Here is a 19,888-nt window from a genome sequence, read left to right on the forward strand (position 1 = left end):
GCAATTCGTGGCCCACCCATTACGAGCCTGACACTAGATTGGCGATGGCGAATGCTTGTGGCCGAATAAATCCGGCGACGGCCCGAATTTCAGCACGCATTAAATAGGTGTTCGTCGAAAACAGCGCGTCGCCCCAATAATTAATGGACAGCGTCATTGCTTCGCGAACGAAGAGCATTGCGGTATTCCAGTCGGCGACAATTGCGAATCCTTGCGGAACGGACGGTGAAATGACCCGCCGGATTTGGTCGGTCGGACCGAAAATGTTATTCGACGTGCCGAATCCGTTGAGGGTGTCGTGCTCAAATCCGCCGGTCAATAGGCCACCCGCAGAGCCCCACCTTGTTAAATCAATTGTTTGGGCGTCGACCGGATTTAATGCGATGCCGTTTGGCATCTCGCCGAGCAGCTGCAGCTGGGTGATTGCGCTGCGGATGGTGGTGATCGGGTCGGTGGTGAAGTTGACTCTCGTCGTGCCGGTCGTGTGAAATAACCCGACCATATTTTCGCCGGAACCGTCGCCCGACACGAAATGTGTTTCGAGACCGGCTAAAACGCCCTGCGCCATTTCTCGGACAAGCCACGGCTGTAATGCGTCGACGTCCTGCAATAGGCGGAATGGGATTTGTTCGCTCAGATGCGCGACGACGCGGCAATGGTCGGTTTTCGGCGTAACTGTAAACGTTGACGTCGGTTTCGTGCCGTAATCCGCGACAACCGTCGCGTTATTTGTTCTGCTCGACTCAACGTAATACTCGATTGCGTTGCTTTGGGCGGCAATTCGATTCGAGAACAAATCAATTAGTCGAACGGGCCACGGAATTGGCACAACAAATGGAAGCACCAAACTCGGCACGTCAAGTGCACCGGTACTAATTTCGCGTCGCTCCTGACCGCCGTCGCGGGCGATTCTCGTCGCGACGGTTGACGCCCAGCTGGACGCGCTGGTGTTTTCGGTGGTGCCGCCGAGCTGGCGGTCGTGAGTCTCCATTGGTGCGGAGCCCTTTCTTAACAGTTTGGTGATGGTCGGTGAGGTCAGCCCGCAGCGGTTGATTTCCTCGGTCAGGGCCGCGATGCGCTCGTCAAGCGCATCGCGCTGGGTCAACAGTTCCTCAACGCGGCGGGTCTGTCGGGCGTCCAGATGCGTCCGACCGGCCTTCTCCGCGTCGCGGACGATCCGCTCATCGCCGCCGCCGACGAAATCGAGTCGCTATCGGTCGGTGGCCGGTGATGCGGGCTGACCTGATGACGGACAACGATGACCCGACGGCGGACGCTAAGGAGCCGACCCTGGCCGCCGACGTTGTCGCGTGGGCATTCGAGGGCGTCGAGGATGAGCCGCTACGGTCAACACGGCGGCGAAGTCTGGTCTGGGCCGCACTGGTCGCGCTGGTATGTTCCGGTGCCGTTGCCGTGGTGGGGCTTTCGGTGCTGCTGCTGCGCCATCCGGTCTCGCGTCCAGCGCCAGCGGCAGCGCCGCCGCCCGTGTCAGCGCCAGCGGCGACACCGCCGCCGATACCATCAACGCCCGCCGGGCCGCGTTGGTCCGGCATCGCCTCCCAAAGAGACCTCACCTTCCTCGACAACATCCACGCCGACCAAGTCCCTTATCCCGCAGAGAAGGCGGCCAACGCTTGGGCAATTGTCACGGCGCGCACGCTGTGCGACGACATAGCGAAGCACCGCTCCTCCACCGGCGCGGAGGCCGAAGCGTTCTTCAAGAAGTTCGCGGAAGCTGACGGCTGGACGGCTGAGCAGGCGTTGACGCTAGTAACCGATGCCGTGACTGTGTACTGCCCGGAGTTGCGATGACCGTCAACTAGCCCCGGAACGCGAAGACGCCCCGCCAGGACGCAAAAAAAATGCGACTGGCGGGGTTTCTCTTACTCCGCTTGCTAAGTTCACCACCGTGGCGACAGACGAAATGAAGATGAAGGTGTTCATCAGCTGGTCGGGAGAGCTGTCGAGGCAAGTTGCGCTCGTCTGGCGAGACCTCGTGAACCTGATGTTCGACGGAGTCGTCCCCTTCATGTCGCAGATGGACATCGGCGCTGGCCAGCGGGGACTACCGGTAATTGCCTCCGAATTGGCTCACACCAAGTTCGGCATCGTCGTGCTAACGCAAGAGAATGAGGAGTCACAATGGCTCAACTACGAGTCCGGTGCGTTGTCGAAGAATGTAGACGACGAGACAGTCCGCGTTATGCCGTCATTAGTGGACTTCGCCAGCGCGGGTGAGGCAACTGGACCCATTGGACAGTTCCAGGGCAAGTTGCTGAACCGCGAAGGCGTTGAGGAAATCCTCATCGAGATTGCGCAAGCCGCCAATGCCAACGAACAGACAATCCGCACACGATTCAGGACGGCTTGGGACACCGAATACGAAAGTCGGTTCTCCGGGGCCCGCAAAACGCACGCACGAGTTAAAGGACACCGGCAGCAGCGCGCCGTCATAGACGAGATTCTGACTATCGTTCGCGGCCTCGCGCGCACAACTGGCGGCGCAGAGCCGCCACAACAAGATAGGCGCCTATCGCTGCCAATCGACATACCGCTAGCCGAGATTCGCGCCGTCCTTGAGTCCTTCCTTGGGCCTGACTACGCAGGACTGTCTATTACCCTCTCGTCCACTGACGACGGCAGACCCCGAGTGGTAATCCCACTTGAGACGCCGGTAGTTAATTACACGGCCAAAATAGGAGAGGCGTTGGTGGCATTAGGTGCCAGCGCGAGTTTCGTTCTCTCACCAGACCCGGCCCAGGTGCAACTTTCTGGCAAGGGGAAATTAGTCGCAACCACGAAAGCCGTAACCGCAGAATTCCACTGACAGCCGACCATTGACATGCGAGAGGGCTTGCACGATGAGCAATATCGAGCAGAAGGTGCAAGACGCCATGTCCGGCGGCGGCGCTACCGACTAGGGTTATACGGCACAGAGGATGAGGCCCCGTTGCCCAGACCGGCGGGGCCTCTCCGTTTGTCTGGTGCCGCCTTGCCAAACTGCTAAGCCCGAAACGCGAAGAAGCCCCGCCGGGACGCGATGTCCTGGCGAGGCTTCTCTATGCGAGCGATGCGAGCGGGCGCTACAGGCTCTTGAGGGCAAGTTGTGCCTGGACGCGCTGTAGTTGCTGCGCGACGGTCGCGAGGGTTTGGTTTAGCTGGCTGAGTTGCTGTGCAACATCGCGGAGCTGGACGGCCACCCCGTCTCGGTGTTCGGTCATGGGTTGGGATGATGCCACCAGTTACCCGTACGGGGGAAGTACGGCGTGGCGTCCGGCGGGTAACGGAAATGTGGTGCTGCCATAGAGATATGCACATACAGACCGTCGCAACCGGGCTTCAGTTCGTCGGCGGACTCGTCGGCGTGTACGGACTGTGGCATGCCTGGAATCGCATAACGGGCCAGCTCGATAGGTTACAAAAGGGCATCGTGCGGCTACGGAACACCGTTGCATCCGACCTTGAGGTGGCGCTGCACGAATACGTGCCGCCCGACAACAAAGACAAAGTCGCCCCCGCGCTTCACGGCCACGGCGAACTCAGCGCAGCCATCGAGGTCAAAATGCCTGGCACACCAGAGGAGCGGCTACACGTCGTCGAAAACCAGCTCGCCAGGCTCCCCGGTCAAGTGGCCAAAGACATCAATGCCGCAATAGCCACTGCCCTTGAAGGGCACGAGGCGCAGGAGAAGGTTTTCGGCGTAAAGGACAAGTGCTTGGCGCTGACTGGTGCGGTTTTCGCCCTATTCGGAACCTTGTTGCGTCTGCTCGACCAATTGTCAGTGTTGCCGAAATGAATAGACCGTCCAGCGCGCACGTCTGGGTGATAGTCACTTGCTTCACGGGAGGGCTGGCCATGGGCTTCCTCGGCGTCTTCGGGCTTTTGAGCAAATGGGGCGCGAATCAATGGGGTCCGCTCGCATCATGGGTCGCGGGCCTGCTAGCCGGGGGCGCCACGGGCAGCTTTGCTGACATCCGCAAGACAATCTTCGGGGATGTGCAAGGAGGTATTGGCAGGCGTCCGGATACAACGGCCTTCATCACTACGTGGCAGACCATCCTCGCTCAGCGCGAAAAACATCTCGAGTTAGCGCAACAGCACTTCAGCCTGACGCACAAGGACGTTGAGGAATATGTCCTACAGAACCAGGCGCCCTAGTCCGGCGGCGGCCAGCAGCCCGGCGGCCAGTTCCCTTGCGGCATCTACGCTTACGCCGTCAACGTCGATGCTGTCGAGGTCATGGACGACCACGCGACTATCGCCAGCGACGAACCATCCGTAATCTGTCAGATGGTCAGTCCGCACGAGCGACACTCGGGCCGCTCCCAATTGAAGCCGGTACTGCCGTTGTGGAACTGTAGGAGGTCCGCGCGTGCGCCCTTCTCCGCCCACGGCGGCGGTGTCAGTGACAAGCTCAGGAATGAAATCACGAGCCGTGACGCTAGCGCGAATTAGCCTATCGAACAATCATTTTCACCGTTGCGGCGTGTCTGGGCATTGCCGCACGTGTGGGCATTGCTGCGCGTTTGCGCATTTCACTGTTTCAGCGCATGACACGACCGGGAAGGGCCACCAAATTTCACTGTTTCAGCGCATGACACGACCGGGAAGGGCCACCAAAGCCGCTTACTGCGCAATTCCTTGAAGCATCTAGGGACGGGTGACCTAGACTGCGCCTTTGTGCGGGCGAAACTGGTCGCCATTCCCGCGTCGATGACCGTCGCGGTGTTCCTCGCTGCTTGTAGTACATCGCCACCGCAGACTCAGCGCACGGCGACGATGACAGTCACGGTTCCGGCACGCGCTCCTGCATCGTCGTCCGCGCCCCCGCCCGTGGAAGTTGGCCAGAAAGGTATCGATAGCACCTTCGCGTTCACGGTCAAAGGTTCCAACACTGACGACGTGGTCGAATTCGACGAACCCGACGCCGTGTACCCCCAAGGCATCTTTGTTTTTGTGACCATGCAGGTCGAGAACATCGGCAGAAGCGCACAGACCTACTCGGCGGATTACCAGAGGCTCGTGGACGGCGAAGGCCGTGAGTTTTCCCCGGACATGCGTGCCATGACGACCCGGTATCTCGTCAAGCAGACCCGCATCGACATTAATCCCGGTAATACTGCTGACGCTCAGCTGGTCTTTGACGTGCCGAAAGGAACTAAGCCGAACCAGTACGTGCTGTTGCTCCACGATTCCCTGGACTCGCACGGGGTAATACTCTCAATCCCACCCCTGCCGCCACCGCGCGTATTTGACCCGACTGCGGATGATGACCAACGATTCCTGCAGCAGATGGCGTCCGATAGGAGCCAGGGTTTAACATCGCGTGACGAACCGCCAATCTGGATAGATAATCCCGCTCTAGCAATCAAAGTTGCACACGATGCCTGTCGTAGCATTGTTCAGCAGCGTCATATGACGGCAGACGATTTCGGGGCGCTAGACCAGCAGTTGGCGCAGCGCTGGGGTATCGACAGGAGCGTTGCGAGCGACATCGTTATGGCCGCGCAGCACTACCCCAACTGCTATACGGGTGGCGCGTAAACCACTGCGCCACAGTCACAACAGCGACCGCGTGCAAGGTATTGGTCGGTCCGGCTGCCGTGCGGTAGCGATAGGACGTGGTTCTACTGCGAAGACCGGGTCGAGCCGTACGAATACCGCCGAGCCGTCAGGTATACACGTCCAAGTTGTGTGGCCACCGCACGAGCATCCCTGGATAGCAGTAAAGAAAGTTCTCACAGCGCCGATCCGAGGACTTGCTCGTTGGGGCTCGTGGCGGCTGGGACTGTTCGGTCCGTGGTGGCGGACGGGAGCGCCAGCGGACGGGAGCCGCCACGGCGCAGGTGTTAGTCGTGTGGTGGTGCGAGCAGGCCGATGAGTGTCCCGGCTGCGGCGCCGAGGTGGTTAAGGGCACCCAGTCCTTTTTCCCGTGTTGCTTGGGATGGTTGGCCGATGACGCCGGTGTCGGTGTAGGCGCTGATGCCGAGCGTGGTCAGGTACCGACGATCGGGTGCGTGGTGGTCGGTGGTGTGCCAGCCGTCGCGCACGTACGTCGGATAGGCGGCGAGCAGGATGGCGGTTTCGAGTTCGCCGGCGTGCATGTCGTCGTGGGTGCTGCTGATGATCTGTGCGGCGGTGCGGGCTTCGGCCCAGTCTTCGCAGCTGGGGTAGAGCCCGACGCGCAGGGGGCTGGTGAGGTTGGCTTGTTGAACGACGTTGGTCAGGACCGCGTTGCCGCCGTGGGCGTTGACGATGATGAGACCGTTAATAGCTTGGTGGGCAAGGGATTCGGTGATGTCGACGATGACGGCGGACAGTGTTGTTGCGCTGATGCTGAGGGTCCCGGGGAACGTGGCGTGTTCGTGGGAGCACCCGTAGGTCAGTGCGGGCAGTTCGAACACGCGATGGTGGCCGGCGATGGTGTGGGCGATGGCGGTGGCGATCAGGGTGTCGGTGACCAACGGCAGGTAGGGGCCGTGTTGTTCGAACGACCCGACCGGTAACACAGCGACGCCGGCGTGCACGGTGTCGGTGTCGGTGGTGGTTGTGTGGGGCAGGATCGGCATGGGCCTGGTCATGGAGTGGTGGCTTCCTGTAGGGCGGCGGTGATCCGAGTCCGCAGAGTGTGCAGCACAGACGCGTTGGTGGCGGTGCGGGTGTGGTCGCGCAGGATCTTGCGGGATTGGCGTAGTTCGTGGCGGGCTCGGTCTGAGGGTGCTGCGCGATAGGCCAGGATGGCGGCGTCGAGGTGGTCGGTGGCGGCGCGGTAGTCGTGTTGGGTGATCAACGCTCGGAGAAGCCGGGTGGAGGCGACGGCGAAGTCTCGGTATTGGCCTGTGGGCCAGTGCTGGTGGTGGGCCAGCAGCAGCGCGACGGCGGTCTCGGCGTGACCGGTGGCCAGGTATCCGGCGGCGATTTCGCCGGCGATGTAGGACGCGGTGGCGTAGATGGCGTGATCGTCGGGGATGGGCTCGATGGCGGCCAGGTCGAGGGCGTGGGCGGCGTGGCGTCTGAAGGCGGTGGGGTCGTGGTCGGCGACGGCGGCTAACGCTTGTTGTCGGGCGATACTGGCGGCGAGCCTTCCGACGGTTTGCCCGTCGATGAGCTGTGCGGCCTCGGCGGCCAGGTCGACGGCGAGGTCGGGATCGTCGCGCATGACGATGTTGGAGCGGCGCATCGAGATCATGGCGCGCAGCGCGGGGTCCGCACCACGGAGGTGGTCGGCGGCGCGGCTGGTCAACCGGTGTGCTTTGGCGTAGTCGCCGCTGTCTTGGGCGATCCAGCCACCGACTTCGGCGATTCGTCCGGCGGCGCGGCGAACGTCGTGCCGCAATGCTGTCGGGGTCACGGTGATGAGTTGTTCGATGGTGACCAAATCCCGGTCGACCAGGTCACGGGCGTGGGCTGGGCCGAAGATGTGCTCGGCTTGAATGTGGGCGGCGCGTTGGGCGAGGACGAGGTTAACCACGTCGATGTCGACGGGCATTTGTAGGAGCAGCGGGCGGGGCAGCGCGACGTCGATGACCAAACCGAACAGCTGATCTTCCTCTTCTCGTAGCGCGTCGGCGAGCAATGAGCGCCACATCTTGCCGGGTTTGCCGTTCTTCTCGTGCTCAATGATTTGTCGGCGCAACGTTTCGCGCTCCGATGGCCGGTATTTGCGTTCGGCCCGGATTTTCTGCACTTCGGCGGCCAGGTCGTCTTGGCTCCAGCCCCATTCCTTCCGGGCATCAACAAGCCGCTGCGCGTGCGCGGGTCGTGCCGGGTCCGGGGCGGCCACCATCTGATTGTGCCGGATGCCGCGGACAGGTTCGTGCGCGTTTTCGGACTCACCTGTCCTCACGTGCTCTCACTTACCCCGGCTCCGTCTGGCTGGTGTTGTTGCTGCACGGCCGCGTATCGGCCGTGAATCCGAACCAACCAACAGGAGATCAGTGATGAAGCTCAGTATTGACACCACCGGGGTGTCGTTCATCTGCACGCGCGCCCCCGAGCCGAAGATCGCGTTCGATTCCGGCCAGCCCAAGATCGACCGCGCGACCGGTCAGCCGTTGTGGCAGGTGCAGGTCATGGCGCTGGATACCTCCGGTGGCGAAGTGATCGCGGTGACCGTCGCCGGTGAACCCCACGCCACCGTCGGTCAGCCAGTGCAGGTGTCGGGTCTGGTGGCGCTGCCCTGGAGCCAAGACAGCCGATCCGGCGTCGCGTTCCGCGCCGACGCGGTCACCGCGGCCGGCGCCGCAGTACACCCGGCACCGCGGTCGGGCGCACCGGCGTCCTCAGGTCGGCCCACCGAGTAGCCCTGCTGGTCGTCAACCCCTGGCGTCGCCTCATACGGGGTTGACGACCGGCTCGCTCAATCACTCTGTCTCACAACACTATCAGACACTTGGAGGTGCCCGTCGTGGCTGGATCACCGCAATCTCACGGTAGCAACAACTCTTCGAGCAACAGCGACGACCTGGCGGGTGAGATGGCGATCGCCGCCGCGAAAGTCATCGGTCTGCTGGTCTGGTGGTCGGTACTGTTCCCGCTCGTCAGCGCGCCGATCATCGCCGCCCTCATCGTCACCCTCACGCTGGGCTGGCCGGCGGGCCTGGCATCGGCGGTGTGCTGCGGCATCGGCTACGGCCTGTGGGCCTCCCTGGACCCCGAGTCATTCGACACCGCGGTGCTCGGTCCGGTGCGGCAGCGGTGGCAGCGGTGGTGGCGCTACACCCGTGCCTGGGACGCAGTCTTCACCCTGCATCACCTGTCCGCCACGCTGGGCGAGCGGACCCTGATCCCGCAGCTGCGCTCGGTGATTATCGGCGCGACCACCGATGTTCTGGCCGTCCGGATCGTCACCGGCCAGTGCGTCGCCGACTGGCAGAAACACAGCGACGCCCTTGCCGAGGCATGGCGCGCCCAACGGGTCACTATCCGCAGCGTGACGCCGGGCGACATCCAGATCACGGTGCATCACACCGACGCGTTGGCCCCTCCGCTACGCCTGCCCCGCCCGGCCGCCGGCGCGACCGTCGATCTCAGTGCTGCCGTGGTGGGCGCCACCGACACCGGCCGGTGGTGGCGACTGCCGTTGTCGGGCCATCACATTCTCATCGCCGGCGCTACCGGCGCTGGGAAGGGCAGCGTGGTGTGGTCGCTGATCGCCGCGCTGGCCCCCGCCGTGCGCGCCGGATCGGTGCGCCTGTGCGTGATCGACCCCAAAGGTGGCATGGAGTTCGGCCGCGGCACGGCGTTGTTCACCGGGTTCGCCCACGACAACGGCGAGCACACCCTGGGTTTGCTGCGCGCCGTAGTCACCGTCATGCAGCAGCGGGCGGCCCGGCTCCGCGGGCGCACCCGGCTACTCGCCCCCACCGTCGCCGAGCCGCTGATCGTGCTGATCGTCGACGAACTCGCCTCCCTGACCGCCTACATCGGGGACCGCAAAATCCGCACCGAAGTCGAACAACTCCTCGGTTTGCTGCTCTCCCAGGGCCGCGCCGTCGGGGTATCGGTGGTAGCCGCGGTGCAAGACCCCTCCAAGGACGTCCTGCCGATCCGGCAACTCTTCACCGTCCGAGTCGGTCTGCGGATGACCGAAAGTAGCCAAACGACGATGGTCCTCGGCGCCGCCGCCCGCGACGCCGGCGCCGTCTGCGACCACATCTCCACCAGCACACCCGGCGTCGGATACGTCATCGAAGACGGCGCCACCGAACCCATCCGGGTCCGCGCCTTCCACGTCACCGACGCCGACATCGACGACCTGACCACGCGGTTCACGCCACTGCCACGCACCCGCCCCGGTCACGACGGGCAGACGTAATCATGGCCGGCGCGGCACACACGCATCCCACCACCATCGCGATCAGCCGCGGCACGCCTGCACCGACGGTGACGCTTCCCGGAATCCCCGGCACCGTCGACCACGACCACGTGATCTCCCAGATGGTGCGCCGGGCGGCCTCACCCGAGTTCGAACGCTGGTGGCACCGCGCCCGGACGGCAGGATTCTGCGCGAACCCGGTCCAGCTCACCGGCACCGACCACCACGGCAGCGCAGCGCACGTATGGACGCGATGCAACAACCGGCGTGCAGTGGTGTGCCCGTCATGTTCAGATCTCTACGCCCGCGACACCTGGCGGCTCGTGCACGCCGGCATCACCGGCGGCCACCACGGCATTCCCGCCACCGTCGCCGACCATCCACAAGTGTTCGTCACGTTGACCGCCCCCAGCTACGGTCCGGTGCACAGCAGCGCCCATCGGGGACCCGGTAACCGGGGCGCGCGCTGCCACGACCACCCACGCAGCGGCGACCGGCGCTGCCCACACGGCAACCCGTTGTCCTGCAACCAAAGACACCGTCCCGACGACCCGCTGGTCGGACAACCGCTGTGCGTCCGATGCTACGACTACACCGGCCACGTGCTCTTTGCCTGGCACCTGCCCGAACTCTGGCGCCGCTTCACCATCACCTTGCACCGCGCCCTGCGCAGCCGCTTGCAGGACGCCGGAGTCACCCCTGATGCCGTGCGCATCAGCTTCGTCAAGGTCACGGAAATGCAGCGCCGCGCTATCCCACACCTGCACGCCGTGATCCGTCTCGACGCGTCCGCCGAACCAGGACAGTCGCCGCTGCCACCCACAGCCGGCGTCGCGGCTCCCGAGCTGGCCGCTCTGGTCCTCGACGCCGCGCGCGCTGTCACTCTCACTGTCGCCAACCCAGACGCCGCGACCGACACCTGCGCCCCGACGCTGCGATTCGGCACCCAGATCGACGCCCAACCGCTCACCACCGCCGGACCCGCGGACCATGACGAACTCGCGCGCGGAGTCCGGTCGGGCCGCACAGTCGCTGGATACTTGGCCAAATACGTGACGAAATCGGTCGCCGAATTCGGTGTCGCTGTCCGCCGAATCTCTCCGCTGGCCATCCCCATGCTGGATGTCACGCCGCACGTGCGGGCCATCCTCACCACCATCACCGGCCTCGCCGAAGACCGATTCCCCGACATGATCCGGTGGCTGCACACCCTGGGCTACCGCGGACACATCACCACCAAATCCCGGCGGTTTTCCACCACCATGAGCGCCTTGCGCGCCCACCGCGCCGCATGGACGCAACAACAATCACTCAAACACTCTGTTGAAGAGCACCATTCGACGCCCCGGGCCGCGCAATCGTCCGGTGACTTCGAGTGGACGTTCGAACCATCGGCCGGCCACCGAACCCTCGGCGACCTGGCCCTGATCACCTCCGCCGCCCACCGCGCCATCGAACACCGCCACACCGCCCGGGATGCGCTGCGGGCCCACGACCCGCCCGAACCACCGGCCGGCCCGCCGTGACCTCCGTCGACACCAAGGAAACCGCTGTCGCACAGTGCGCCTCGCCGCAGTCCGCGTTATCCGCGCGGCCCTACGGCCACGAGGAATTCGTCGCATGGCTCACCGCGTCGTGTCAGAGCCAAAACGTGCCGCTCACCATCAATGACCCGGCCGTCATCGCGCACGTCGTCGCGCTTCTCGGGGGGGCCCAGTCCTGTACGCCGTTCCTGCGACAGTCCCGAGGGTTTCAGATGTCCCGCGGTGACGGCTAAAGCCAGTTCTAATCGGCGCCGGTGACGTGATCGGCGCCGGCGGCTGCCAGCAGGGCGTCGCGGGCTGGGTAGAGCAGGTCTTCGGCTGCTTTGAAATCCAGCGCGGCATCGGCGAGCAGAGCTCGGCCGGCGGGATGACCATGAGCGGCGAGCGTTTGTGCAGCGGTTCTCACGGCCTCGGCGTAGTCCATGAGCTGAACGGTGTAGCGGGCAGTCGCCATCGGGGTCGCGCCGCCGGGACTCTGGAGGTGGCTGGCCATCAGGCCCTGCCAGTCCTCGATCGTGCAGCGGTCGAAGTAGTACAGCGCGTTGAGTATCCAGCCTTGCCAGCGCGGCGGCCGGTGCGCCGAAGAGCGGAACGGAAGCGGAGGAGTCACCATGGCGTCAAGCCTAGGACGACCGACCGACACCTGAGCCGATTCCAGATTGGACCACGGGCGAACCGTTCGCCACGATGGGCCGGCACGGAAGGGGCGCCGCGGTGACTCAAAACCCATTGCTGCGGACGGACAGTCGACTTGCTGGTCGGAGGCACTGTCAACGCTGAGGACGGGACCGGGCACTGCGACCCGCGTTAAATTCGCCAGCTGGGTTGAACGCGGTTGATGTCGAGGCTGCGGGAGCCGGGGGTGCCGGGGTTGATCACGGCGTGGTCGAGGATCGTCTTGACGATCGCTTGCTGCCGGTCGATTCCCAGTCCGTCCCACTGCCCGCGCAGGGCCTTCCCGGTACCCGCCAGGTCCGCGATGGGGCCGGTGTCGGTCATGGCGGCGATGTCGTGGCGGGCGCGCTGAATCCGGGTCGTGATGGGATCCCGGGCGGTGATCCATTCCCGCGCGGTGATCGCCCCGTCGGCATAAAGTCCCGCCAATTCGTCTAACCGGCCTTGATCATTCTCCAGCTGGGCGGCCAACGCCACGACGTCGGCGTCGACGCTGGTTTTCCCGGCCAGCGCCTCGACCAACTGCTTGGAATCAAGCCGGGTCAATACCGCGTCGGTCAGCAACTTCTCGACGGGCTCAGCCACCACCGTCAATCGCCCGCAGCCACCGTGGTCGGGGCCCTTGAGACAGACGTAGCGGCGCACCCGGTTGTCGGGGTTGACATGGCGAGCCTGGGAGAACAGCCGATTGCCGCACCGCCCGCACCGCAACATGCCCGAAAGCAGGTAGGTGCGCGGTGCTCGGGTTTTGGCGACGGTGCGCGCCGCCATCCGGGCCAACACCCGATCGCGTTTCGCCGGGGTGATGATCGCCGGCCACACCGCCGTGCCGATCACCTGCCCGTGGTGTTCGCGCAGCCCGGCGATGCGGCCCGAGCCGAGTATTTGGCGCACCGCTGAGGTTTGCCACGACGTAGCGATCGCGGGGGCGACCTGGGTGTCGTTGAGCCAGACTGTCAACGCGCGCAGCGATTCCCCTGCCAGGTAACGGTCCACCATCTGGGCCACCACCGCGGCCTCGTCCTCGCGCACCGTGATCTTGTCGTCCTCGTAGCCGAAGGGGCGCACCGAGCCGTGCGGCAGCCCTTGCTCGGCGTTCTGCAACAACTTGCGGCGGACCCGCGCGGACTTGCGGCCGGACTCCTTAGCAGCGAACGCAGCGAAGATTCGGGCCATGAACAGTCCGTCGTCGTTGCCCAGATCGATGTCGGCGGTCACCGTCGCCACATCACGCACCCCGGCGCGTTCACACAAGGTGACGAAGTGTTCCAACTCCACCGGACGCCGGTGCAGCCGATCCAAGTTATAGACGATCACCCCGTCCCGATCGCCAGCGGCCAAATCGGCGAGCATCCGCTCATAGTGCTGGCGCGGCTTCCCCGAATACGCCGACACATCGTTGTCGACATACTCGCCACCCACCGTCCAGCCACGATCCGCGGCAAGCTTGCGGCAGTCCTGCACCTGCCGCGTCACCCCCAACGACTTACCGTCCACATCGGCCGATATCCGCGCGTAGATCGCCGCGGAGGTCACCCCGACCCGCTGAACAGACGTTTCCTGCTTCGCCATGAGGATAGTTTAGCAACACATCAGCTTCGACGGGTGGGTGGCCCCACCCTGGGCATACGGGATCGTATGGTCCAGATCGCAGTGGGTGGCCGGACGGTCACAGCCCGGCGCCCGACAGGTCAGGTCCCGGCAGCGCACGAACTCGGCCAGTTTGGCCGACGGGGTGTAGCCGGGCTCGGGACCCGCCGGTGCGTTCAGTGGTGCCAGACGAGCCGACTTGGCCAGCTCGGCGATCAGCTCGGCGGGGATGAGGCCTTCGACCCCGGGCAGCACACCAGGCGTGGTGCCGCGGCCCTCGACGGTGGCTTGGTCGGCGACCACGTGGATCACCACGTTGCTCTTGGCCGCCGGGGTGCCCGCGGCACAGTCAGCCCGCCCGCACCCGCAGACCAGCCGCTCAGCCCCGGCGGCCAACGCCCCCAATGCATCGGCGCGCCGCTGCCTGCGGGTGCGCGCATCACCCGGGCACACACTGCCCGCCAACTCATCAAGCCGGCGATCCAACGCCTGCCCGGCGGAGGCAAAAAGCTTCCCCTCCACCCAGGCCATCCCCGACTGATCGGACACGAGGTCGACGTATCGGTCCTGTGCAGCCTTAGCGGCCCGGCGCACCGCATCGCAATCCACCGCGGCCACCACCCGATCGACCGCGGCGGCCAACCCACCCCGGGTCAGCGACGGGCGCCGCGACACCAACACCGCCAGACGGGCATCTACCTTGGCCAACACCTCGGGCTCGGTGATCAAATCGGTCCGAAACACGATCGCCTGAAACGCCCGATAGTCGATGTCACCGGACTCGAACACCTTGCCCACCTGCGGCAGGCGATCCCGCATTGCCATCGCGTAGCGCACGTAGCTATGCCCCATCGCCACAGTGCAGTTCAACGCGGCCGCCACCTGCGCGGCCACCGCCTCCCACGCATCGGCAGCCCAATCCTGCTGCTCGCCGGAATGACGGCAACGCAGCACCAACAACTCCCCGACTGCCACCAGCCGCTCCGCAGCCGCCCGCGCCTCGGCCCGCCCCGCCTCGCGCACCCGATCCAGCAGCGCCGCCGACTCCGGCGTGTCCTGCGAGGCGTAAATGTATTCGAACATACGTTCGAGTATAGCAAGCGCCGCCGACACCGATTCCGCGCAAGTCGTCGGCCCGTTCGACGCCCGGCCCCGACCCGTCACCGAAACCGCGCAAGCGCTCAGCGTTCCGAGTGCAGATCCGGCCGATAGCGCGCCAGCAGCGACCGCACCGTGTCCATGGCCTCCACGGCGCGGTCCTTGTCGACGGCCTGGATCGCCATCAGGGGAACGTACTCGTCGTCGGGCAGGTCGATTCGCGCCCAGCGGCTACCAGCCGGAAAAGATACACCGACGACGTCGGACCATTGAATCAATCTGTAGCCCAACAGATTCCGCACCGAAAGCCCCGCCGACCCGACCCGCAGCCGGGGGCGCGCGAACAACAGCACGGCACCGGCAATGACCAGACCCAGGACGGCCATCGCGACCTGGTCGGAGGTCTGGAAGATCACCCCGCTGGACCTGATCTTGAGCAGCAAGCCCACCACGATGTGGGCCGCGGCGATCAGAAACGCTGCGAGATAAACGAATGGTAGCGTCCGGTGGGGACGCAGCTCGACATCCCAGACCTCACTGTGCGGCGGCGAATTCACGAGCGAGCGCGCAGGTCACGCAAGGTCAGCGCGGCGGTCAGCGCCGCCGCGGCCGCCTGGGCCCCTTTGTCCTCGACCGAAGTCGGAAGCCCGGCCCGGGCCAGCGCCTGCTCCTCGGTGTTGGTCGTCAAAACCCCGTTGGCAACCGGCGTCGAAGCGTCCAGCGAGACCCGGGTCAGGCCCTGGGTTACCGCATCACAGACGTAATCGAAATGCGGTGTCTCGCCGCGGATCACCACACCCAACGCGATGACGGCGTCGTGGTCGGCCGCGAGCTGCTGCGCCACCACCGGAATCTCGATCGCGCCGAGCACCCGGACCACCGTGGGGCTGTCGATGCCCGACTCGGCGGCCACTTTGCGGGCGCCCGCCAGCAGCGCATCGCAGATTTTGCCGTGCCAGGTGCTTGCGACGATACCGAGCCGCACATCGGACGCGTGAAGCGCCGGTATCTCCGGCACACCGGCGCCACCGCTCACAAAGCACCGCCGAATTCACCCGGCAAATGTGCGGATTCGTGAAAGTCGTCAAGTCCGGCCAGATCGTGGCCCATCTTGTCGCGCTTGGTCATCAGGTAACGAATGTTCTCCGCGTTGGCCCGCACCGGAAGTGGCACGCGCTCGATGATGTGCAGCCCGTATCCGTCCAGCCCAACCCGCTTGGCCGGGTTGTTGGTGAGCAGCCGCATCGAGCGCACCCCGAGGTCGACAAGGATCTGCGCGCCGATCCCGTAATCCCTTGCATCGGCCGGCAATCCGAGCTTGAGGTTGGCGTCGACGGTGTCGGCGCCGGCGTCCTGCAGCTGGTAGGCCTGCAGTTTGTGCATCAGGCCGATGCCGCGGCCCTCGTGGCCGCGCATGTACAACACCACGCCGCGACCTTCCCGTGCGACCATCGCCATTGCGGCGTCCAGTTGGGGCCCGCAGTCGCAGCGGCGGGAACCGAACACGTCGCCGGTCAAGCACTCGGAGTGCACGCGTACCAACACATCGTCGCCTTCGGCGTTCGGCCCGGCGATCTCGCCGCGAACCAGCGCGACGTGTTCGACGTCCTCGTAGATGCTCGCGTAGCCGATGGCGCGGAACTCCCCGTGACGAGTCGGGATCCGGGCTTCGGCGATCCGCTTGATGTGCTTCTCGTGTTTGCGCCGCCATTCGATCAGGTCGGCGATGGTGATCAACGCAAGATCGTGCTCGTCGGCGAAGACCCGCAATTCATCCGTCTGGGCCATCGAGCCTTCGTCCTTCTGGCTGACGATCTCGCAAATCGCGCCGGCGGGCTGCAGACCCGCCATCCGGGCGAGATCGACGGCGGCCTCGGTGTGTCCGGGCCGGCGCAGCACACCGCCGTCCTTGGCGCGCAACGGAACCACATGACCGGGGCGGGTGAAATCGTTGGCAACACTGGTGGGGTCGGCCAGCAATCGCATTGTGGTTGCCCGATCGGAGGCCGAAATCCCTGTCCCCACACCATTTTTAGCATCAACGGTGACGGTGTAAGCGGTACCGTGCTTGTCCTGGTTCACCGCGTACATCGGCAGTAGCCCGAGCCGGTCGCAGATCTCGCCGTCCAGCGGTACACAGAGGTATCCCGAGGTGTAGCGGACCATGAAGGCCACCATCTCCGGCGTCGCCTTTTCGGCGGCGAAGATCAGGTCGCCTTCGTTCTCGCGCTCCTCGTCGTCGATGACGATGACGGCCTTACCGGCCGCAATGTCGGCAACCGCCCTCTCGACGGAGTCCAACCTCGTCATCTTTGCTACCTCGCCGTTCCCGCTCGGCGGCAGGAACTCTGTCAAAACCCTCACACGAGAAGCCCACGTGTTGCACTCAGTATGAACCACGGCGGCGCGGCGGTTATTGCCTCGGCTTGACCAGCGAGACCGCGCCGCGGGCGCGCCCGGCGCCCGGGCGTTCGCCCTTGTGGTAGCCGTTCGACGTGGGCATGGCGCCCGACGAACCCCGCGCTCCTTGATGAACAACGGCTTGCCGAGCAATCAAGGATCCGCCCGACGACCCACTTGAGCAGCGAAAATGACGTAAAGACAGGAGTCGTACGCGCCCCGCAACATTAACCGCGCGTGAACGCCAGCTGAGAACAACTTTTGAATTCGGCGAAACGATTAAATGCGTTTTGAGCCGATTCTTAAGGGGCATCTTTAAGCGCATGAGTACTGACAAGCAAACAACACCGTGGCGCCGTCTCTGCACTGGTGCGCTGGCAGCTGGTGGGCTGGCTTTGTCCACTCTGGGGCTGGCTTCAGGCACCGCGCAGGCGGCACCTCCTCCTGCACCTATGTATCACCATCACTGGTGCCCGGGCGACAGCTGGGACCAAGGCTGGGGCCCTAACCCGAACTGGAACAACTGCCGTGACTGGGACGACAACTACGGCGGCCCGGTCGGTTACGGTCCACCTCCGCCGTGGGCTCCGCCTCCACCACCTCCACCGCCGTGGGCGCCTTGGGCTCAGGTCCAGTGGAACCCCGGCGCGAATGGTTGGGGATTCTGGAACAACGGGATGTGGGTCCCGATCTAACGGGGGCGCGGGTTCCGATAAATATTTGACCTGACTACGGGACGAAAGTGGGCCGTGCACGCACGGCCTACTTTCGTTTGACCCGGTTGCGGCTAACCGTGAAACGGTTGTCGAACTGTTCTCCAACAATTGCCAAACCACCTGGTAACCCAGGCATTACCGAGACCGGCGTTGGTTTCCTCGCCGGACGTCACTGGGAAGGCCACAGAGTGGCGCGCGAAATTACCAAGCGCCCAACGATGTCACCTGACACGAGGAAACCCAAGATGCGAAAGTACGCAACACGAATCGGCTCCACCATGATTGGCGTGACGCTGGCACTGCTGGGAGCGCCGGCGGCACACGCGGACGACTCGAACTTCGTCGCCGCAGCCCGCGCCCTGGGCATGCAGCAGCCGCCGGATTATGTAATCAGAAGCGGTCACTCGGCCTGCCTCCTGCTGAACATGGCTTCGACCCCGGACAAGCTGGCGGACCGGATGACGACCACGGGGCTCGGAGAAGACCAGGCACACAAGTTCGTCGCGCTGTCCGTCGACGACTATTGCCCGCAGTACAGCAACGAAGTGCGAGGGTGATGCGTCTCGCTCCGAGGCTGAGCCGGTGGCCGACTATTTTGCCGCCCTCAGCCGCTCAATGTATTTAGCGATGCGAGAACGTGCCCGCCAGTGGTTTAGCGGCCATTCTGGCCTCGGCTTGTTCAACTGCAGCGAACATGCGTTCACTGAGGTCCAGGCATCGCCGCTCTTCCACGCCCCCGAGGGAAAACCCGACCTGGCCCACCTCAATGGCGAATTGGCGTACCTCATCACAGAGCTTTTTCATGACAACACCTTCATGGCTCAAACGGAACGATATGAGCCGCGGACGCCCCCTTCCGCGGGGCTTTAAACCCAATTCCGGACGCCGACGTCCCGCCGAATCGGGGTATAACGTCTAGCACCCTACCGCGAGATCCACCAACCGCTCCAGCTCCCGGGTGCGCTCTAGATGACCACCATCGCGCCGTCCCGTTGCCCGCGCGGGCTATGTCATCCCGTTGTTCCCGGGTGCGCCGAGGAGGATCAGCGAGCCGGTGCCGCCGGTACCGGCGGTGCCCACCGGCAGACCAAGCCCGGCGTTGCCGCCGTTCCCGCCGTTGCCGACAATCAGCCCACCATTGCCGCCGTGACCGCCGTTACCGCCGGTGGAGGTGTCGCCGATCCCGCCGGCGCCGCCAGCGCCGCCGGTGCCGATGAACAGCCCACCATTGCCGCCTTGACCGCCGTTACCGCCGGTCATGAGGCCGAACCCGCCGTCGCCGCCGGCCCCGCCGCTGGCGAAGGACAACAGGGCGGCGGCGCCGCCGGCCCCGCCGGCCCCGCCGGCACCGAACAGGCGGCCGGCCCCACCGAACCCGCCGGCCCCGCCGTCGGTGCTGCCGTGGCCGCCGGTCCCGCCGACCCCGCCGGAGCCGAACAGCCCGGGGATCCCGCCGAACCCGCCGCTGGAGAAGGACAACAGGCCGGGCCGGCCACCGGGCCCACCCATCCCGCCGGCGATGGGGCCGGCCCCGCCGACCCCGCCGACGCCGCCGTTGCCCCGCAGCAGCCCGCCGGCCCCGCCGGCCCCGCCGCCAGGGGCGATGATGCCGGTGGTCGCGCCGCCAGCGCCACCAGCGCCGCCGACACCGAACAGCCCGGCGGCCCCGCCGTCGCCGCCGTTTTCGAACTCCGCGCCGGAGCCGCCGGCCCCGCCATTGCCGAACAGCCACCCACCGGGTGCGCCGTTTTCCCCGGTCCCCGGGGCCCCGTTGGCGCCGTTGCCGATCAGCGCGCGCCCGGTCAGCGCCAGGAAGGGCGCATTGATCGCGGTGAGCAGATCCTGCTGTACCGTCTGCGCCGGATTTGCCGTAAACGCCGCAACATTGGCAGCCTCTGCGCTGGCATAGGAGCCCGCACCCGCGGTCAACGCCTGCACAAACTGCTCATGAAACGCCGCCGCCTGCGCACCGAGTGCCTGAAAACCCCGACCATGAGCGGAAAACACCGCCGCAACCGCCGCCGACACCTCATCCTCAGCCGCGGCCA

General features: G+C 65.1%; 21 protein-coding genes and 2 pseudogenes. 12 read left to right on the forward strand and 11 right to left on the reverse strand.

Going from position 1 to position 19,888, the window contains the following annotated elements:
- Window positions 1-19 precede the first annotated feature (19 nt).
- On the reverse strand, window positions 20-1,177 hold the full coding sequence (locus ACLP4W_RS30060; RefSeq protein WP_442391277.1) for a phage major capsid protein: 1,158 nt from the start codon (window positions 1,175-1,177) through the stop codon (window positions 20-22).
- A gap of 68 nt (window positions 1,178-1,245) precedes the next feature.
- On the opposite strand from ACLP4W_RS30060, the gene ACLP4W_RS30065 reads away from it, so the two are divergent.
- Both ACLP4W_RS30065 and ACLP4W_RS30070 read left to right on the forward strand, forming a co-directional pair.
- Window positions 1,246-1,812 (forward strand): DUF732 domain-containing protein, encoded by a 567-nt coding sequence (locus tag ACLP4W_RS30065; protein WP_442391231.1) that lies wholly within the window; start codon window positions 1,246-1,248, stop codon window positions 1,810-1,812.
- Window positions 1,813-1,909: 97 nt separating this feature from the next.
- Window positions 1,910-2,827, forward strand: a complete 918-nt coding sequence (locus ACLP4W_RS30070) for a hypothetical protein (protein WP_442391233.1) — start codon at window positions 1,910-1,912, stop codon at window positions 2,825-2,827.
- A 256-nt stretch (window positions 2,828-3,083) separates the two neighbouring features.
- Here the strand turns inward: ACLP4W_RS30070 and ACLP4W_RS30075 are convergent, their stop codons facing one another.
- Window positions 3,084-3,221: a hypothetical protein gene (locus ACLP4W_RS30075; protein ID WP_442391235.1), complete on the reverse strand. Its 138-nt coding sequence runs from the start codon at window positions 3,219-3,221 to the stop codon at window positions 3,084-3,086.
- Window positions 3,222-3,310: 89 nt separating this feature from the next.
- Here ACLP4W_RS30075 and ACLP4W_RS30080 point away from each other — a divergent pair, with 89 nt between their 5' ends.
- From ACLP4W_RS30080 to ACLP4W_RS30090, 3 genes are all read left to right on the forward strand, one after another.
- Window positions 3,311-3,796 (forward strand): hypothetical protein, encoded by a 486-nt coding sequence (locus tag ACLP4W_RS30080; protein WP_442391237.1) that lies wholly within the window; start codon window positions 3,311-3,313, stop codon window positions 3,794-3,796.
- Between the two features lie 59 nt (window positions 3,797-3,855).
- Window positions 3,856-4,158 (forward strand): hypothetical protein, encoded by a 303-nt coding sequence (locus tag ACLP4W_RS30085; RefSeq protein ID WP_442391239.1) that lies wholly within the window; start codon window positions 3,856-3,858, stop codon window positions 4,156-4,158.
- A 522-nt stretch (window positions 4,159-4,680) separates the two neighbouring features.
- Entirely contained in the window at window positions 4,681-5,544 is an 864-nt protein-coding gene (locus ACLP4W_RS30090; RefSeq protein WP_442391241.1) for a DUF4352 domain-containing protein, read from the forward strand.
- A 305-nt stretch (window positions 5,545-5,849) separates the two neighbouring features.
- Here ACLP4W_RS30090 and ACLP4W_RS30095 read toward each other — a convergent pair whose 3' ends face one another.
- Both ACLP4W_RS30095 and ACLP4W_RS30100 read right to left on the reverse strand, forming a co-directional pair.
- Window positions 5,850-6,581 carry a creatininase family protein gene (locus ACLP4W_RS30095; RefSeq protein WP_442391243.1) on the reverse strand — a complete coding sequence of 244 codons (732 nt, stop codon included), beginning with the start codon at window positions 6,579-6,581 and terminating at the stop codon, window positions 5,850-5,852.
- On the reverse strand, window positions 6,578-7,846 hold the full coding sequence (locus ACLP4W_RS30100) for a hypothetical protein (protein WP_442391245.1): 1,269 nt from the start codon (window positions 7,844-7,846) through the stop codon (window positions 6,578-6,580). Before ACLP4W_RS30100 ends, ACLP4W_RS30095 begins: the two co-directional genes overlap by 4 nt.
- Window positions 7,847-7,940: 94 nt before the next feature.
- Here ACLP4W_RS30100 and ACLP4W_RS30105 point away from each other — a divergent pair, with 94 nt between their 5' ends.
- From ACLP4W_RS30105 to ACLP4W_RS30120, 4 genes are all read left to right on the forward strand, one after another.
- The gene (locus ACLP4W_RS30105) at window positions 7,941-8,303 is read left to right on the forward strand and encodes an SCO3933 family regulatory protein (protein WP_442391247.1); all 363 of its coding nucleotides are present in this window, start codon (window positions 7,941-7,943) and stop codon (window positions 8,301-8,303) included.
- Window positions 8,304-8,407: 104 nt separating this feature from the next.
- Window positions 8,408-9,817, forward strand: a complete 1,410-nt coding sequence (locus tag ACLP4W_RS30110; protein ID WP_442391249.1) for an FtsK/SpoIIIE domain-containing protein — start codon at window positions 8,408-8,410, stop codon at window positions 9,815-9,817.
- A gap of 2 nt (window positions 9,818-9,819) precedes the next feature.
- Entirely contained in the window at window positions 9,820-11,343 is a 1,524-nt protein-coding gene (locus ACLP4W_RS30115; protein ID WP_442391251.1) for a replication initiator, read from the forward strand.
- On the forward strand, window positions 11,340-11,594 hold the full coding sequence (locus tag ACLP4W_RS30120; protein WP_442391253.1) for a hypothetical protein: 255 nt from the start codon (window positions 11,340-11,342) through the stop codon (window positions 11,592-11,594). Before ACLP4W_RS30115 ends, ACLP4W_RS30120 begins: the two co-directional genes overlap by 4 nt.
- Before the next feature lie 8 nt (window positions 11,595-11,602).
- On the opposite strand, the gene ACLP4W_RS30125 is transcribed toward ACLP4W_RS30120, so the two are convergent.
- From ACLP4W_RS30125 to ACLP4W_RS30150, 6 genes and pseudogenes are all read right to left on the reverse strand, one after another.
- A complete protein-coding gene (locus ACLP4W_RS30125; RefSeq protein WP_442391255.1) occupies window positions 11,603-11,974 on the reverse strand; it encodes a hypothetical protein in 372 nt (123 codons plus the stop codon).
- Window positions 11,975-12,168: 194 nt separating this feature from the next.
- Window positions 12,169-13,608 (reverse strand): recombinase family protein, encoded by a 1,440-nt coding sequence (locus ACLP4W_RS30130; protein ID WP_442391257.1) that lies wholly within the window; start codon window positions 13,606-13,608, stop codon window positions 12,169-12,171.
- A gap of 15 nt (window positions 13,609-13,623) precedes the next feature.
- Window positions 13,624-14,709, reverse strand: a pseudogene (locus ACLP4W_RS30135) (HNH endonuclease signature motif containing protein); the annotation flags it as partial.
- A 98-nt stretch (window positions 14,710-14,807) separates the two neighbouring features.
- Complete coding sequence (locus ACLP4W_RS30140; RefSeq protein WP_442391259.1) at window positions 14,808-15,281, reverse strand: PH domain-containing protein; 474 nt, start codon at window positions 15,279-15,281, stop codon at window positions 14,808-14,810.
- Window positions 15,278-15,760: a 6,7-dimethyl-8-ribityllumazine synthase gene (ribH, locus tag ACLP4W_RS30145; RefSeq protein ID WP_442391261.1), complete on the reverse strand. Its 483-nt coding sequence runs from the start codon at window positions 15,758-15,760 to the stop codon at window positions 15,278-15,280. The genes ACLP4W_RS30140 and ribH overlap by 4 nt, the downstream gene beginning before the upstream one ends.
- Window positions 15,757-17,034: a bifunctional 3,4-dihydroxy-2-butanone-4-phosphate synthase/GTP cyclohydrolase II gene (locus ACLP4W_RS30150; protein WP_442391263.1), complete on the reverse strand. Its 1,278-nt coding sequence runs from the start codon at window positions 17,032-17,034 to the stop codon at window positions 15,757-15,759. Before ACLP4W_RS30150 ends, ribH begins: the two co-directional genes overlap by 4 nt.
- A 413-nt stretch (window positions 17,035-17,447) precedes the next feature.
- Here ACLP4W_RS30150 and ACLP4W_RS30155 point away from each other — a divergent pair, with 413 nt between their 5' ends.
- From ACLP4W_RS30155 to ACLP4W_RS30165, 3 genes are all read left to right on the forward strand, one after another.
- Window positions 17,448-17,819, forward strand: a complete 372-nt coding sequence (locus ACLP4W_RS30155; RefSeq protein ID WP_442391265.1) for a hypothetical protein — start codon at window positions 17,448-17,450, stop codon at window positions 17,817-17,819.
- Window positions 17,820-18,127: 308 nt separating this feature from the next.
- Window positions 18,128-18,397: a DUF732 domain-containing protein gene (locus ACLP4W_RS30160; protein ID WP_442391267.1), complete on the forward strand. Its 270-nt coding sequence runs from the start codon at window positions 18,128-18,130 to the stop codon at window positions 18,395-18,397.
- Window positions 18,398-18,422: 25 nt separating this feature from the next.
- Window positions 18,423-18,710, forward strand: a complete 288-nt coding sequence (locus tag ACLP4W_RS30165; RefSeq protein WP_442391269.1) for a hypothetical protein — start codon at window positions 18,423-18,425, stop codon at window positions 18,708-18,710.
- Between the two features lie 144 nt (window positions 18,711-18,854).
- Here ACLP4W_RS30165 and ACLP4W_RS30170 read toward each other — a convergent pair.
- Window positions 18,855-19,888, reverse strand: a pseudogene (locus ACLP4W_RS30170) (PE family protein); the annotation flags it as partial.

This window comes from Mycobacterium sp., from assembly GCF_052145595.1.
In the GTDB taxonomy this organism is placed as follows: domain Bacteria; phylum Actinomycetota; class Actinomycetes; order Mycobacteriales; family Mycobacteriaceae; genus Mycobacterium.

Excerpts from the sequence above, each read along its gene's own strand:
- ACLP4W_RS30065 (WP_442391231.1), top strand. The coding sequence starts at position 1,246 with ATGACGGACAACGATGACCCGACGGCGGACGCTAAGGAGCCGACCCTG.
- ACLP4W_RS30075 (WP_442391235.1), bottom strand. The coding sequence starts at position 3,221 with ATGACCGAACACCGAGACGGGGTGGCCGTCCAGCTCCGCGATGTTGCA.
- ACLP4W_RS30080 (WP_442391237.1), top strand. The coding sequence starts at position 3,311 with ATGCACATACAGACCGTCGCAACCGGGCTTCAGTTCGTCGGCGGACTC.
- ACLP4W_RS30085 (WP_442391239.1), top strand. The coding sequence starts at position 3,856 with ATGGGCTTCCTCGGCGTCTTCGGGCTTTTGAGCAAATGGGGCGCGAAT.
- ACLP4W_RS30095 (WP_442391243.1), bottom strand. The coding sequence starts at position 6,581 with ATGACCAGGCCCATGCCGATCCTGCCCCACACAACCACCACCGACACC.
- ACLP4W_RS30105 (WP_442391247.1), top strand. The coding sequence starts at position 7,941 with ATGAAGCTCAGTATTGACACCACCGGGGTGTCGTTCATCTGCACGCGC.
- ACLP4W_RS30115 (WP_442391251.1), top strand. The coding sequence starts at position 9,820 with ATGGCCGGCGCGGCACACACGCATCCCACCACCATCGCGATCAGCCGC.
- ACLP4W_RS30125 (WP_442391255.1), bottom strand. The coding sequence starts at position 11,974 with ATGGTGACTCCTCCGCTTCCGTTCCGCTCTTCGGCGCACCGGCCGCCG.
- ACLP4W_RS30130 (WP_442391257.1), bottom strand. The coding sequence starts at position 13,608 with ATGGCGAAGCAGGAAACGTCTGTTCAGCGGGTCGGGGTGACCTCCGCG.
- ACLP4W_RS30150 (WP_442391263.1), bottom strand. The coding sequence starts at position 17,034 with ATGACGAGGTTGGACTCCGTCGAGAGGGCGGTTGCCGACATTGCGGCC.
- ACLP4W_RS30155 (WP_442391265.1), top strand. The coding sequence starts at position 17,448 with ATGAGTACTGACAAGCAAACAACACCGTGGCGCCGTCTCTGCACTGGT.